The sequence below is a fragment of the Paenibacillus glycanilyticus NBRC 16618 genome (assembly GCF_004000805.1).
GTDB classification, from domain to species: Bacteria; Bacillota; Bacilli; order Paenibacillales; family Paenibacillaceae; genus Pristimantibacillus; species Pristimantibacillus glycanilyticus.
Map to the genome: position 1 here is coordinate 22,031 of NZ_BILY01000003.1, position 13,212 is coordinate 35,242.

Below are 13,212 nucleotides of genomic sequence, written 5' to 3' on the forward strand. Positions count from 1 at the left end.
GTCTTCCAAACAAAAAAGAGACCTTCTTCCCGCAAGGGATGAGGTCTCCAGTTATCTGGTAGAGTATAAATCCGACAATTCCAATTGTCATTATTTAATTTATCACATCGTAGCACTGAGTCTCTCAAGGTGTCAATCGCTAGCCTTATCAAAAATTCCTATTATAGAATTTGGAATATTTATATAACCTTCTATTCCCGGAGGCGGACATTACCACTGCAAACCCCAATGTTCTCTTCGTAAGTAAAAATAAATCAACTGATCTCTTAATTCTCTTTCTCTTTTGAAATTTAGCTTTTGTAGTAAGTTTATTGATCTATCGTTTTCTTGCTCAACAGTAGCATCAATGATGTCTAAGTTCATCTGTATGAAACCAAAGTCGATTACAGGCATTAAAGCTTCATTCATAATCCCCTTTCCCCAATGTTCCCTTGCTAAATCAAATCCGATCTCCGCTTTAGATTCTTCTCCTTGGAACCAGCAATGAAAACCACAGGTCCCTAAAAATTCAGCTCCACTCTTGCTATAAATCCCCCAGCGGCAACCCGTATCATCTATGTGAAATCTTATGATTTCTGTAGCTTCTTCTCTATTTTTACATGGTGTTATATCCATAAATTTTGTAACGTCTTCATCTGAAAAATGCTTAAAGACGGAATCAGTGTCTTCTAAAGTCAGAATTTTGAGTTTCAATTTTTCTGTCTCAAGATCAGGAAATATAAAGTTTGGATTAGTCAATTCTTATGTCCTCCTTTATTAATCTGCCGCGTATTCCTTCTGCCTCCATGGCGGTTTCCATCTGCAGTTCCGTAATGCTCATCAGTTTTTTGCTCTCTGGCGAGTCAGGATTCTGTGCATGCTTCTTAAGCATCTTTGACACCTCCCACACCGAGCGTAACGAAAACGCAGCAAGATAGCCAAAACGGACTCGCTCTTCATCCCCCTGCCATCCTGCTTTTCTTAGCCCGCTTATATAAGAAGAAATAAATAAATCTCGATACTCCTTAAACCGATCAACCGGTACCTGGCCCCGACTCAGGCCTAAACCCAAGAACCGTCCTAGATCTTCACCAGCCCCTGAAATACTTGCGAATTGCCAATCTATCAAAGTTAGTTTTCCTTCCCGCTGGCGTGCATCATGAAGCAGGATGTTCTGTTCATAAAAATCCTGATGGGAAAATGTTTTCGGAAGCTGCTCGAGTGCAGCCAGCCAATCCCTGATCCATGGTTCAAATTGATGATATTGGTCCAATATGGAAGCCACTCTTTTATCCGAGAGCAATATCTCTCTGGTATCTGGATCAGGCTCATAGCGGTATTTTTCGCATTCATGCAACCACGAACGCATCCAATGCCGATTTAACCATTCGAATTCCGGAAGCGGCTTTCCAAGCAGATACTCGGCTTGAATCTCGCCAAGCTTTTCCGTTACATAGCCATAATCCTCCCGCTTCCATGGTCGCACTTCCTGTCCTACATCTTCCATCCACAGCCAAATGTATCCGTTATCTTTATTATCAATGGCATAACACTTGGGGGTTAATAGATTCGATGGGACATGCTCAAGTAAATTTGAACCATATACTAAGCTTTCTCGCCGCCAATAGTTATAATGTGCAGGGTCATTCCGTTTTGGATCAGGAATAACGATTTTTAAAATAAAGGACCATGAGCGGCGTTCACCACCATTGTTTTTGCTTGTTCCCGTTATGCGATATACTCCGTCCGTTACGAAGTTTTTGTTTTCCTGACCAATCGATTTGCAGGTCCATTCTGTAATAACGCCAAACTCAAATCCGATACAGGCCTTAGACAGTTGAAGAAGCCGTTCCTTATCCAATTCTCCAGCTATATTTTGCACACTCATTCGAATTCTCCTATCCTATACAATCGTTTTCTTAAAGTAATAATGATTGCTTCCGATAGGCGCTTCTTCAAACACGGCAACCTGAACATAACCATGCCGGAGATAAAATAAAGGAGCTTGAAAACTGAACGTGTTTAGCTTAATAAACGTGCAGCTCTTCTCTCTAGCAATCTGTTCGATCTGATTCAACAGTTGCGCCCCGTATCCCTTGCCTCTCTGATTATCGTCAATCCACAGGATTTCGACTTCAATCCAATTCCAGCAAAGGGTGGACAACATCCCTCCAACAATGCTGCCGTTCTCGTCCTTCAACGTTAAGTTGATCTCTTCATAGCGCGAACTTAAATATTCCGGAACGTGTTTTGCGTTAAACTCGATTAGTTTGTTTCTAATGTAGGTGCTTTCTTCTTCATTTCCAAAAGAAATTGTAGTATCGAACATGGTCGTTTCCCCTCATCCCATAAGTCATCCAATCAGAATGTACGTTCGTCAAAGGTTAGGCAATATCCTTTTTATGTTAAAGAAAAAAATAACCCCACTCAACTTTTGAATGGGGTTACACACTAATTAAAGCAATGATTTCTTAATTTCCGTCTCATACTCTTCCTGCTTGAAAATAAACGGCGGAATCTTCTCTAAATATAGCCCAGCAGCCATCCTCCCGCCAGCCCCGCAAGGACAACCAGCCAAGGCGGCAGCTTCCAGTAGACAAGCATTCCGAACAGCAATAAGGCAAGCACAAAATCCTGCGGCTCCTGCACGGCCGTAATCCATAACGGATTGTAGAGCGCTGCAAGCAAGATGCCTACTACGGCCGCATTAATGCCTACCAGTGCGCCTTGCACCTTCGCATTGTGCCGAAGGATACTCCAGAACGGCAGTGCTCCTGCCATAAGCAGAAAAGCAGGCAGAAAAATCGCTACCGTTGCCACTAACGCTCCCTTTACGCCGCTTATCATCGCACCGAGGTATGCCGCTATTGTGAACAGCGGTCCGGGAACCGCTTGCGTTGCACCGTATCCGGCCAGGAAATCTGCTTTGCTCATCCACCCCGTCGGTACCACTTCCCTCTCCAGCAACGGCAGTACCACATGACCGCCGCCAAAGACGAGCGAACCCGAGCGATAGAAGCTCTCGAACAAGGAGAGCAATCCCTCTCCTCCAACGAGCTGCCTTATAATCGGCAAACCTATGAGCATACCTAGAAAAAGCCCCAGGCAGAGCATTCCTGCCCTTCTGCCGATGGGCACCGATACTGTAGCGCTAGCTTCCGTTCCTTGGGCTTGTCTATACAATAGATAACCGATTCCACCGGCCGCCAGGAGGATAAGAATCTGGCTTATGGCAGACTGCCATAATAAAGTGATAGTCGCAGCCAAAATAGCCAGAGTTGCCCGGTTACGATCCGGAGCAAGCTTTTGCCCCATGCTTAATACCGCTTGGGCAACGATTGCAACCGCTACAATTTTGAGCCCGTGAATCCAGCCGGAATTTCCGATATCGAAACCTTGCATAAGCAAAGCAAACAAGATAAGAAGGATAACCGAAGGCATCGTAAACCCGATCCACGCAGCTACTCCTCCAAGCCATCCTGCCCGCAAGATGCCTATCCCAATCCCAACCTGGCTGCTCGCAGGACCGGGAAGGAACTGCGCTAAGGCAACAAGATCGGCATAACTGCGCTCATCCATCCAGCGCCGGCGCTTTACGTATTCATTGTGAAAATATCCAAGATGCGCGGTAGGACCGCCAAATGAAGTGCATCCAAGCTTAAAAGAAACGACCAGTACTTCTAATAAAGGCTTCAAGTCGATTGTTCCTCTCCGGGTTTTTCATTTATTATATAAGTATAATGGCAAGCCGTTAATCTCATTTACAATTTTTTAACGTAAAAACTATAAATAGAAAGCGGGGATTCCCGGAATGGAACCAAAATGGTTAGAGTGGGCTAAACAAATGCAAGCTATAGCGCAAACCGGATTAACATACGCAAAAGACGTTTATGATATTGAGCGTTATGAAGCATTGCGTCAGATGAGCATTGAAATATTGGCTGAATACACATCCATCAGCTATGAGCAGATCGCCCTTGCTTTCGCAAGCGACAAGGGGTATACCACGCCAAAAACCGATATCCGTGCGGTCGTGTTCCGGGATAACAAGATTCTATTAGTCCAGGAAAAAATAGACGGCGGTTGGTCTATGCCCGGTGGCTGGAGCGACATTGGTTATTCCCCTAAGGAAATCGCCGTAAAAGAAACGCAAGAAGAAGCCGGTTTCGATACCGCTGCCATTCGACTGCTCGCCGTACTCGACAAGAAATTTCATAACCATCCGCCAAGTCCCTATCATGTCTATAAAATGTTTATTTTGTGCGAGATCATTGGGGGCGAAGCTGCGGCAGGCGTGGAAACCAGCGATGTCGGTTTCTTCGGCATTGACGAGCTGCCTGAGCTCTCTATCGAACGGAATACGCTTGAACAGGTCCAACTAATGTTCGAGTATCTCCACAACCCGAATAAAGAAGTTATCGTCGATTAACCGTTACTCTACCCATGAAATGAAAAACACGCCGATCCCTGGGATCGGCGTGTTTCCTATTATGGATTACTGTTGAGTCGTTTTTTTCCAGTCTGCCGCAAATTTGTCCATGCCTTGATCCGTCAACGGATGCTTCGAGATTTGCTCGATTACCGAGAACGGAACCGTTGCAATATGTGCGCCAGCCATTGCTACGCGGGTAACATGGTCAGGGTGACGGACAGATGCCGCGATAATTTGCGCATCCAGGTTATGAACGCGGAACAGTTCAGCCACTTTTGCAACCAGTTGAACGCCATCTTCGGAGATATCGTCCAGGCGGCCAAGGAAAGGCGATACGTAAGTCGCGCCTGCGCGTGCGGCAAGAAGCGCTTGGTTAACCGTGAAGATCAAGGTTACGTTTGTTTTAACCCCTTTTTTCGTCAGGTAACGGCAAGCTTCAAGACCAGCCAAAGTCATAGGCAGCTTGATTGTAATATTTTTATCGTAGTTGTTAATTTTGATGAGTTCGTCAGCTTGCGCAATCATCTCTTCCGCTGTCAGGGCATCCGGCGTTACTTCGGCAGATACCGATTCAACCTCAGGCACTTCGCGCAAAATTTCAGCAATACGGTCTTCGAACTTAACACCTTCTTTGGCAACTAGCGACGGGTTTGTCGTTACGCCGGACAATACGCCAATTTTGTAGGCTTTCTTAATATCTTCCAAGTTTGCTGTATCGATGAATAATTTCATTATTAACAACCTCCGAATAATATTATTAGTTAAATTCCTTAGCTAATTTTACTACGTTTTTCGTGCTGAATCCAAAGTATTCCATAACAGCAGTTCCAGCGCCGGAAGCGCCAAACGTATCGATGGACATTATTTTGCCCTCTTTGCCGGCATAACGGTCCCACCCAAGCGAGATGCCTGCTTCAATCGTAATCCGTTTCGTTACCGCATCGGGAAGTACGCTTTGCTTATACGCCTCGGACTGGCGGTCGAACAGCTCACGGCTAGGCATAGCCACAACGCGAACCGAAATATTCTCTTGCTCGAGCTCTTTCTTCGCGTCAACGGCAAGGGATACCTCGGAGCCTGTACCAATCAGGATGACATCAGGCTGACTGTTTGTCTCCGTCAGGACGTAGGCGCCTTTTGCCACGTCTTCCACATTAGCTTTTGTTTCTTCGTAGATCGGCAGGTTCTGTCTGCTCAGGATCAGGGCTACCGGACCATCCTGCTGCTGCAACGCGTAAGCCCATGCGCTAGCCGTCTCGTTCGCATCGGAAGGACGGATAACCGTCAGACCAGGGATTGTGCGGAGTGCCGCTAGCTGCTCGACAGGCTCATGAGTTGGACCATCTTCCCCAACCGCGATGGAGTCATGCGTGAACACGTAAGTGACAGGCAGCTTCTGCAGCGCGGCAAGGCGAATGGACGGACGCAGATAATCGCTGAAGACAAAGAACGTACTAACGAAAGGCTTTACTCCGCCATGAAGCGCCATACCGTTGCCTGCCGCACCCATTGCATGCTCGCGTACGCCGAAGTAAACGTTGCGTCCAGCGTAGGAGTCAACCGCAAACTTGCCTTCACCACGGATATCCGTCATCGTCGAATGGGACAGGTCGGCGCTGCCGCCAAAGATCGAAGGGACGATTTTCACAAAATGATTAATCGCTTCGCCGCTCGCCACGCGAGTCGAGATGGATTTCGAGGTGTCGAAAGTCAGAATGTCAGCCGCATCGAGTTTAAAGGTGCCATTCAGTACTTGACCAAACTCGCTGCCTTGCTCCGGATATTGAGCCGTGTACGAAGCAACCAGCTCGTTCCAAGCCGCTTCTTTCGCAGCACCTTGCCCTTTCAATTCGGCAAAATGAGCTTTTACTTCCTCCGGTACCGTAAACTCCTCTTCATACTTCCAGCCGTAAACCGCTTTTGTAGCCACCGCTTCTTCTTTGCCAAGCGGATTGCCGTGTACTTTATTAGTACCCGCAGCTTTACTGCCGTAACCAATGATCGTACGAACCTCGATGATTGTTGGTTGGGAATCGTTTTGCTTCGCTTTTTCAAGCGCTTCGGAAATAGCAGCAAGATCATTGCCATCCTCTATGCGCAAGTATTCCCAACCAGCAGATTCCGCTCTCTTGCGAACATTTTCCCCAAATGACAGATTAAGCTCGCCGTCGAGGGAAATATCATTCGAATCGTACAGTACGACTAGTTTGCCCAGCTTCATGTGTCCTGCCATCGACATCGCCTCGTAGGAAATACCTTCCATCAAGCAGCCGTCTCCAACAAGAGCATACGTATAATGATCAACAACCGGGAAGCCTTCCTGATTGTATTTCGCAGCCAGATGCGCTTCGGCCATCGCCATGCCAACCGCGTTCGCGATCCCTTGACCAAGAGGCCCCGTTGTCGCGTCAACGCCGTCCGTATGACCAAATTCAGGATGTCCAGGCGTCTTGCTGTTCAGCTTGCGGAATTGCTTCAAATCCTCGATGGAGACTTGGTATCCCGTCAAATGCAAAAGACTGTACAGCAAGGCGGAGCCATGACCAGCCGATAAAACAAAGCGGTCGCGGTTGAACCATTTGGCATTCGCAGGGTTATGGGACAAATGCTTGCCCCACAGCGCGTATGCCATCGGAGCCGCCCCCATCGGCAGCCCCGGATGACCGGAATTCGCGGCGTTGATTGCATCGATCGACAAAGTACGGATCGTATCGATGGATAATTGATCAATGTCCAGTTTGGTAAGCATACTCTTCATCCTTCCGTTTCGTTTCTGTATTTTCCTTCGAATCAAACCACCAATGGAAGCCGTCTTCGGCTAGCAAAGCGTCAGCTTCCGCCGGTCCATTGGAGCCCGCTTCATAAGATGCGAGCGGAACCAGATTCTCCTGGAATGCATCCAGAATCGGCTGCACCCAAGCCCAGGCAAGCTCCACCTCATCCCAATGCGCGAAGAAGGTCGGATTTCCGACAAGCGCATCGAAGATCAGGTTCTCGTAAGCCTCGGGAATATCCTTGCTGCTCTCATGCAGCTGGATCTGAACCGGCTTCAGTTCGCCGTTCTCCTTCGTATTGAGCTGAAGCATAATGCCTTCGTTAGGGTTGATCTCAATCAGAAGAAGATTAGGCGCTCCGCCAAGCGCAACCGTTGATGCTTGATGCAACGCTTCCTTGAACTCCACCACAATGCGGGTTGATTTCTCGCTTAGCCTTTTACCGGTCCGGATATAGAACGGTACTCCGCGCCAGAAATAATCATCCACTTGCAGCTTCGCCGCAATGTAAGTGTCGTTCATGGAGCCGGCGCCAATGCCGGGCTCGGAGCGGTAGCCTTTTACCGGATTGCCTCCGATCGAACCGGAAGTATATTGTCCGCGAATGACATTCGCGCTTACCTCCGATTTCGACAAAGGAATCAGGGCTTCCATAACCTGTTTCTTGTGCTTCCTTACATCCCCCGGCGAGCTGTTATGCGGCAGATGAATCGCGAGCATCATCAGCATTTGAAGCATATGGTTCTGGAACATGTCTCTAACAGCGCCTACATGATCGTAATACCCCGCGCGTTCTTCGACACCAACCGTTTCGCTTGCCGTGATTTGTACATTTGCTATATATCGGTTGCTCCACAGAGCTTGGATGATCGGGTTAGCGGATTCCAGAACTTCAAGGTTCTGAACCATTGGTTTGCCCAGATAGTGATCAATCCGGAAAATTTCTTCTTCGGCAAAAGATTTGCCGAGCTGCTCGTTCAGATCGCGGGCCGACTGCAGATCATGGCCGAACGGCTTTTCGATGACCAGGCGTTTCCAGCCTGCAGCCGAGCCAAGACCGCTCTCCGCAATATTCGAAGCGATGGTCGTGAAGTACTCCGGACCTACCGATAAATAGAACATCCGGTTGGGCGGAAGCTGAAGCGCACGTTCACGCTCCTCGATAATGCCAAGCAATTTCTTATAATCATCCGTACGGCCGATATCGAGCACCGTATAGCGGAATTTGCGAATGAAGGATTGCATTAAAGCCTGATCTTGAATCTCGCGTCTTGAGAACTGGCGGAGAGACTGTTCGATATTCGATTGGAAGAACTCGTCGGTCCAATCCCGTCTCCCTAAACCAATAAGGGAAAAGGCCTCCGGAAGCTTTCCGTCAACGAATAAATTGTATAGGGCAGGATATATTTTTCTTTTGGCTAAATCGCCGGTAGCACCAAATAAAACAAACGTTACTGGTTCCATGGTTGCTCTCCCTCCAACAGAACTTTTGAAAAGCTTCTGTTTTATTTTTCTGTAATTCCACTATAATACGATTAGGAGCCATACAAGTAATTAATATATTTTACAGGAGCTATCGACCACGTCTATGACTAATAACTATGAACTATACAAAGTGTTTTATTGGGCTGCCAAAACGGGCAGTTTGACCCAGGCTGCAAAAGTACTCTACCTTACTCAGCCAAGCGTTAGCCATGCGATCAAGCAACTCGAGGAAAGCTTTGGTCTGACGCTGTTTTTCCGCAATTCTAAGGGAGTTGCCCTAACCCAGGAAGGCACGATTTTGTACTCCTATATCGAGCAGTCCCAGATCTTGATCAACATGGCCGAAGAGAAAATGATTGCGCTTAAAAATTTGGACAACGGCGAGCTGCGAATTGGCGGCAGCGATTCCTTGTTTAAACATTATCTGCTCCCTTACCTGGAGGATTTCATCAAGAAATATCCCGGCATCAAGCTGCATTTGAACCACGGCACGACGCCGGAAGTGATTACTTTTCTGAAAGAGGGCAAAATAGATCTTGGAGTTGTCCGCATGCCCATCGTGGATCCCCAGCTTGAAGTCAAGGAAAGCTTTCAGCTTCAGGACTGCTTTGTGGCCGGGGCGGTTTATAACGATCTGAAAAACAGGGTCTTATCCCTAAACACCCTGCTTCAGTATCCCATCATTCTATTCTCCCGCAACAGCCGGGCTCGTATGACGATCACGGAGATTTTCCAGAGCTACGGTTACACGATCAAGCCGGAAATTGAGGTCGGCAGCGTCGATCTGCTGATCGAGTTCGCGCGCAGAGGTCTCGGGATCTCTTATGTTACCCGCGAGTTTGTCGCGAAGGAGCTTGCGGAAGGCTCCTTGTTCGAGATCCAGCTCGACATTCCGCTTCCTCCATCCCACATCGGAATGATGAACATGCGGAATATGCCGCTGTCCAGCGCAGCCAAGCGGTTTATCGAACAGATAAAATAATAAGAAAGAGCCAAGAACGATGGTTCTTGGCTCTTTGTATCCGCCTTGTATTAACTCAGCTTTTTCCCCATACATACGCTTTCTTCGCTGCCGACATAAGGCCCATAGTTGGCAACCTGGACATAGCCTAATTTCTTGTACAACGAAATCGCTTCCGGCTGTCCCGTCCCCGTCTCGAGGAGCGCATCCCGCTTCCCTTCCTCGGATGCCCATAGCTCCAGCTCTTTCACGATTCGCTGAGCGATTCCTCTGCCCCTTGCTTCCTCCTTGACAAACATGCGCTTGATCTCAACGGTATGCTCGTCTCCGGCCTCCCTGTAACAGCCGCAGCCAACCGGTACGTCATTCAGGTAAGCCACGACGGCATTTGCATCCAGCTTGACTTGATTATGCTCATCAAAAAACTGCTGCGTGTCCGGGTATCGACTCCAAAGATCCTTATCGAGCAACTTAATCAACTCGCGGAAATCAGCATGGTCAGCAGCGACTCTTATGAATTGAATCATTGTCATTTTCCTCTCCTGGCTAAAACTTATAAATTCTATTGTAATATACAAAAACCAAGAAAAGCACCAGGCTCTTCTTGGCTTCAACCATTTCATTTTAAGCTAAATGCTCAACCTTAACACCGTCAGGCAATACATGCATCACCTGTTTGCGGACAGACTCGTCGTTCAGCTCCCGGCCGAAAATAACAATCGTCCCCCGGTCATCGCGGGCGCGGATTAGGCGGCCAATGCCCTGCCTTAGCCGCAGGAGCATGTACGGCATGTCTACATCAGCAAACGGATTCGCGGAATCGCTGCGCCTCGCTTCAAAGACTGGATCATTAGGAGGGAACGGCAGCGACCACAGGATCACCTGCGACAAGGATGGGCCCGGTATGTCCAGTCCTTCCCACAAAGTGACCGCGCAGAGCACGCTTGTCTCGTCATTCTGGAATTCGGCAATGAGATGGCTGATTTCAGCCGAACCCTCGAATAAGAACCGGTAGCTGTCCGTAAGGCCAATGTTATCCGCTTCCTTCCGGAAAAGTTCCAGCTCCTCCGTGGAAGGGAACAGGAATAACGTACGTCCGCCTTTTTGCTCCAAGAGCTTCACGGCAGCTTTCATCTTATCCGTCCAGCTCAGCTCGGTCTCCGATCCGCCAGGCATATGCACCTGCATCTGTTCCTCATATTCGTATGGGGAAGGTACCGAGAAGGATAACGCCTGCTCAATCCCCAAGCTTTCTTTGATATAATCAAATGCTCCTCCGACGGACAAGGTTGCCGAAGAGAAGACGATAGGCATTTTCTTCGAGAACACCTGCTCCTTAAGCACTTCCTTGACCCATCTTGGCATGATTACTAGAGTAAGACCGTCCTTATCCTCCGAAGCCCAACTGATCGGCTTCTCTTCGCGCTTGAACAGAGACAAGGCAAATTGAATCATTTCGATATGCTCTTCCACAATTTTGAGCTGGTAATCATCGATCGTAAACAAGCCGCTTTCGAACACAAGCTCTTCCTCAATGGAAGCTAGCATGTCCTGCAGACGGTTCACCTCGCGGACCAGCTCCGGGCTCCAGAGCACTTCCTTCCGGCTGGAAGCCGGTACAGCCTTGCTGTTGCGAGCGATAAGCGCGAATAAATGATCGCTTTGAACAATCGCATCCTCTACCGCGAGCGCGAGCGTTTCCCGAATCTCATCCTGAAGAAGACGCGTAATAATGCTCTCGAATACCGCATGGTTCAGCTTGTACGTTAACGCCTTCTGAGCCGCGGTCTCGAGAAGATGTCCTTCGTCAAAGACGACCGAGCTATGCTCGGGCAGGAGCGGAAGCTGACCTTCGCGCTTGCGTGCCTCGTAAGTCCATACATGTTCCATGTAGAAGTCATGCGAGCATATGATCAGATCGGCAGCTTTCCGGTAGTGATCGCGGGATAAGGTCTGACCGCAGCGATGTCTCCGGTCGCAAACCAGACAATCCTGGAACACATCCCAGCCCAGCTTGGACCATTGTCCGTCGTTTAATGACGGGTAGTCTTTGCGGTTACCGTAGGGATGAAAGCTTTGCATCGTCTCCGGCTTATGGACAAATGAAGGCAACTCTCGGAAAATCTCATCGAAAACCTCCGCGTCCTCATCAAAAGCCGCTCTCGCATCGTCGAGTTTATTCAAACAAATATATTGATCGGGCGATTTCCCGAGTCTGGCATCAATCGTAAACTCCAGGTATTGGGCTAGCTTGGCGATATCCCCTTCCGGCTTTACTAACTGCTCGATCAGGGATTCGTCGGCGCATGCGATGATAGCCGGCTTTCTGGTGTAACGGGCGTAGCTAATGGCATAGAGCAGATAAGCAAGGGTTTTCCCCGTACCGACTCCCGCTTCCGCAAATATCGTCTGCTTCTCGGCATAAGCCCTTTCAAGCTGAAAGGCCATATAGATCTGCTCATCGCGAACCTCAAAGCCCGCTTCCGGCAGCTGTTCATAAAAGACATCCGCAATCCAGTCGCTTGCCTGCTGAATGAATGGCAGCTTGGGATCAAACTCAAATGGATAATGATTGCTCACTTATATTCCTTCCTCCACAAAGCACAAACGGCTGCGTTCCCTAACGCAGCCGTTTGGCTATTCCCCCGTAAATTAAGTACTAAAAGTCAATTTCCGACTTTGGCTTGCGCGGCTTCGGCTTTGCTTTCTTCTGAAGAGCCGGCAAGTGCTTCATGCTTCGTCCCATCGGTCCCTTGCACATTGGACACAATTGTTCTTCGGCAGCCATTTCATCCCGAATCCATGCTTTGCAATCTGGATTTTTGCATTTCAAAATTTTGGTCGGTATTAGTTTTGGTTTCGTGATGTCTTCGCTTGTAGCCACTTTTTTTTGCATCCTTTCCTTAACGCGTAAAAACAAACTTCGATTAATATATCACTTCCATAGCTCCTAAGTCAAAGGGGCTAGGCCGTTTTTTCAAAAGAAAAAATTCACCCCTGGATGGGGTGAATTTTTCATCAATATTCAGGCAAATTTACGCTTGTTTTCCTACTTCAATTTCAATGGAAATCTTCACTTCGTCGCCAATCAATACGCCGCCTGTTTCCAGTGCCGCATTATAGGTCAATCCGTAATCGCTGCGCTTAATGGAGCCTTTGCCGCTGAAGCCGGCCTTCTCATTGCCCCACGGGTCTTTACCCGCTCCTTCAAAGGTAACGGAGAAGGTTTCCGAACGAGTGACGCCATGAAGGCTAACATCACCTGTCACTTCATATTCATCATCATCGGTCTTCACGATGTTGGTAGATTTAAACGTCAATTCAGGGAACTGGGCAATATCGAAAAAGTCGCCGGTACGCAAATGATTGTCACGATCCGCGTTGCGTGTATCAATGCTGCTCAGGTCAACCGCGAAGCTGATAGCCGCCGTCGTCAGATCTGCAGGATCGGCATCGATCTCTGCCTCGAATTTGTGGAAGGTGCCTTTAACCTTTGCGATCATCATGTGCTTAATGGTGAAATCTACGCTGCTGTGCGTGAAGTCTACTGCCCATTTCGAATTTGCCATGAATGTTCCCTC

General features: G+C 48.3%; 13 protein-coding genes. 2 read left to right on the forward strand and 11 right to left on the reverse strand.

The genetic code is table 11. The annotated features are described in order from the left end of the window. Positions 1 to 210: 210 nt before the first annotated feature. From PGL01S_RS02730 to PGL01S_RS02745, 4 genes are all read right to left on the reverse strand, one after another. The gene (locus PGL01S_RS02730) at positions 211 to 738 is read right to left on the reverse strand and encodes a GNAT family N-acetyltransferase (RefSeq protein ID WP_127491137.1); all 528 of its coding nucleotides are present in this window, start codon (positions 736 to 738) and stop codon (positions 211 to 213) included. Continuing rightward, positions 731 to 1,867: an aminoglycoside phosphotransferase family protein gene (locus PGL01S_RS02735; protein ID WP_127491139.1), complete on the reverse strand. Its 1,137-nt coding sequence runs from the start codon at positions 1,865 to 1,867 to the stop codon at positions 731 to 733. The genes PGL01S_RS02730 and PGL01S_RS02735 overlap by 8 nt, the downstream gene beginning before the upstream one ends. 15 nt (positions 1,868 to 1,882) lie before the next feature. Next, positions 1,883 to 2,308, reverse strand: a complete 426-nt coding sequence (locus tag PGL01S_RS02740) for a GNAT family N-acetyltransferase (RefSeq protein WP_127491142.1) — start codon at positions 2,306 to 2,308, stop codon at positions 1,883 to 1,885. A 194-nt stretch (positions 2,309 to 2,502) separates the two neighbouring features. Continuing rightward, the gene (locus tag PGL01S_RS02745; protein WP_127491144.1) at positions 2,503 to 3,675 is read right to left on the reverse strand and encodes a chromate transporter; all 1,173 of its coding nucleotides are present in this window, start codon (positions 3,673 to 3,675) and stop codon (positions 2,503 to 2,505) included. A 115-nt stretch (positions 3,676 to 3,790) separates the two neighbouring features. Between PGL01S_RS02745 and PGL01S_RS02750 the strand changes: the two genes are divergently transcribed. Continuing rightward, positions 3,791 to 4,408 carry an NUDIX hydrolase gene (locus PGL01S_RS02750; protein WP_127491146.1) on the forward strand — a complete coding sequence of 206 codons (618 nt, stop codon included), beginning with the start codon at positions 3,791 to 3,793 and terminating at the stop codon, positions 4,406 to 4,408. Between the two features lie 66 nt (positions 4,409 to 4,474). On the opposite strand, the gene fsa is transcribed toward PGL01S_RS02750, so the two are convergent. From fsa to zwf, 3 genes are read right to left on the reverse strand one after another with little or no spacing between them, the layout of a single operon-like run. Beyond that, a complete protein-coding gene (gene fsa, locus PGL01S_RS02755; protein WP_127491148.1) occupies positions 4,475 to 5,143 on the reverse strand; it encodes a fructose-6-phosphate aldolase in 669 nt (222 codons plus the stop codon). A 25-nt stretch (positions 5,144 to 5,168) separates the two neighbouring features. Further along, the gene (gene tkt / locus PGL01S_RS02760; protein WP_127491150.1) at positions 5,169 to 7,160 is read right to left on the reverse strand and encodes a transketolase; all 1,992 of its coding nucleotides are present in this window, start codon (positions 7,158 to 7,160) and stop codon (positions 5,169 to 5,171) included. Further along, complete coding sequence (gene zwf, locus PGL01S_RS02765; RefSeq protein ID WP_127491152.1) at positions 7,138 to 8,649, reverse strand: glucose-6-phosphate dehydrogenase; 1,512 nt, start codon at positions 8,647 to 8,649, stop codon at positions 7,138 to 7,140. The genes tkt and zwf overlap by 23 nt, the downstream gene beginning before the upstream one ends. A gap of 124 nt (positions 8,650 to 8,773) precedes the next feature. On the opposite strand from zwf, the gene PGL01S_RS02770 reads away from it, so the two are divergent. Further along, positions 8,774 to 9,652 carry a LysR family transcriptional regulator gene (locus PGL01S_RS02770; RefSeq protein WP_127491154.1) on the forward strand — a complete coding sequence of 293 codons (879 nt, stop codon included), beginning with the start codon at positions 8,774 to 8,776 and terminating at the stop codon, positions 9,650 to 9,652. A 50-nt stretch (positions 9,653 to 9,702) separates the two neighbouring features. Here PGL01S_RS02770 and PGL01S_RS02775 read toward each other — a convergent pair whose 3' ends face one another. The 4 genes from PGL01S_RS02775 to PGL01S_RS02790 all read right to left on the reverse strand — a co-directional run bounded on the left by PGL01S_RS02775 (position 9,703) and on the right by PGL01S_RS02790 (position 13,200). Further along, a complete protein-coding gene (locus PGL01S_RS02775) occupies positions 9,703 to 10,158 on the reverse strand; it encodes a GNAT family N-acetyltransferase (protein ID WP_127491157.1) in 456 nt (151 codons plus the stop codon). A 97-nt stretch (positions 10,159 to 10,255) separates the two neighbouring features. Further along, on the reverse strand, positions 10,256 to 12,211 hold the full coding sequence (locus tag PGL01S_RS02780; protein ID WP_127491159.1) for an ATP-dependent DNA helicase: 1,956 nt from the start codon (positions 12,209 to 12,211) through the stop codon (positions 10,256 to 10,258). Positions 12,212 to 12,290: 79 nt separating this feature from the next. Further along, positions 12,291 to 12,515, reverse strand: a complete 225-nt coding sequence (locus PGL01S_RS02785; protein ID WP_127491161.1) for a cold-inducible protein YdjO-related protein — start codon at positions 12,513 to 12,515, stop codon at positions 12,291 to 12,293. Between the two features lie 151 nt (positions 12,516 to 12,666). Further along, on the reverse strand, positions 12,667 to 13,200 hold the full coding sequence (locus PGL01S_RS02790) for a YceI family protein (protein WP_127491163.1): 534 nt from the start codon (positions 13,198 to 13,200) through the stop codon (positions 12,667 to 12,669). Between the last annotated feature and the right edge of the window lie 12 nt (positions 13,201 to 13,212).

Excerpts from the sequence above, each read along its gene's own strand:
- PGL01S_RS02735 (WP_127491139.1), bottom strand. The coding sequence starts at position 1,867 with ATGAGTGTGCAAAATATAGCTGGAGAATTGGATAAGGAACGGCTTCTT.
- PGL01S_RS02740 (WP_127491142.1), bottom strand. The coding sequence starts at position 2,308 with ATGTTCGATACTACAATTTCTTTTGGAAATGAAGAAGAAAGCACCTAC.
- PGL01S_RS02750 (WP_127491146.1), top strand. The coding sequence starts at position 3,791 with ATGGAACCAAAATGGTTAGAGTGGGCTAAACAAATGCAAGCTATAGCG.
- fsa (WP_127491148.1), bottom strand. The coding sequence starts at position 5,143 with ATGAAATTATTCATCGATACAGCAAACTTGGAAGATATTAAGAAAGCC.
- tkt (WP_127491150.1), bottom strand. The coding sequence starts at position 7,160 with ATGCTTACCAAACTGGACATTGATCAATTATCCATCGATACGATCCGT.
- zwf (WP_127491152.1), bottom strand. The coding sequence starts at position 8,649 with ATGGAACCAGTAACGTTTGTTTTATTTGGTGCTACCGGCGATTTAGCC.
- PGL01S_RS02770 (WP_127491154.1), top strand. The coding sequence starts at position 8,774 with ATGACTAATAACTATGAACTATACAAAGTGTTTTATTGGGCTGCCAAA.
- PGL01S_RS02775 (WP_127491157.1), bottom strand. The coding sequence starts at position 10,158 with ATGATTCAATTCATAAGAGTCGCTGCTGACCATGCTGATTTCCGCGAG.
- PGL01S_RS02790 (WP_127491163.1), bottom strand. The coding sequence starts at position 13,200 with ATGGCAAATTCGAAATGGGCAGTAGACTTCACGCACAGCAGCGTAGAT.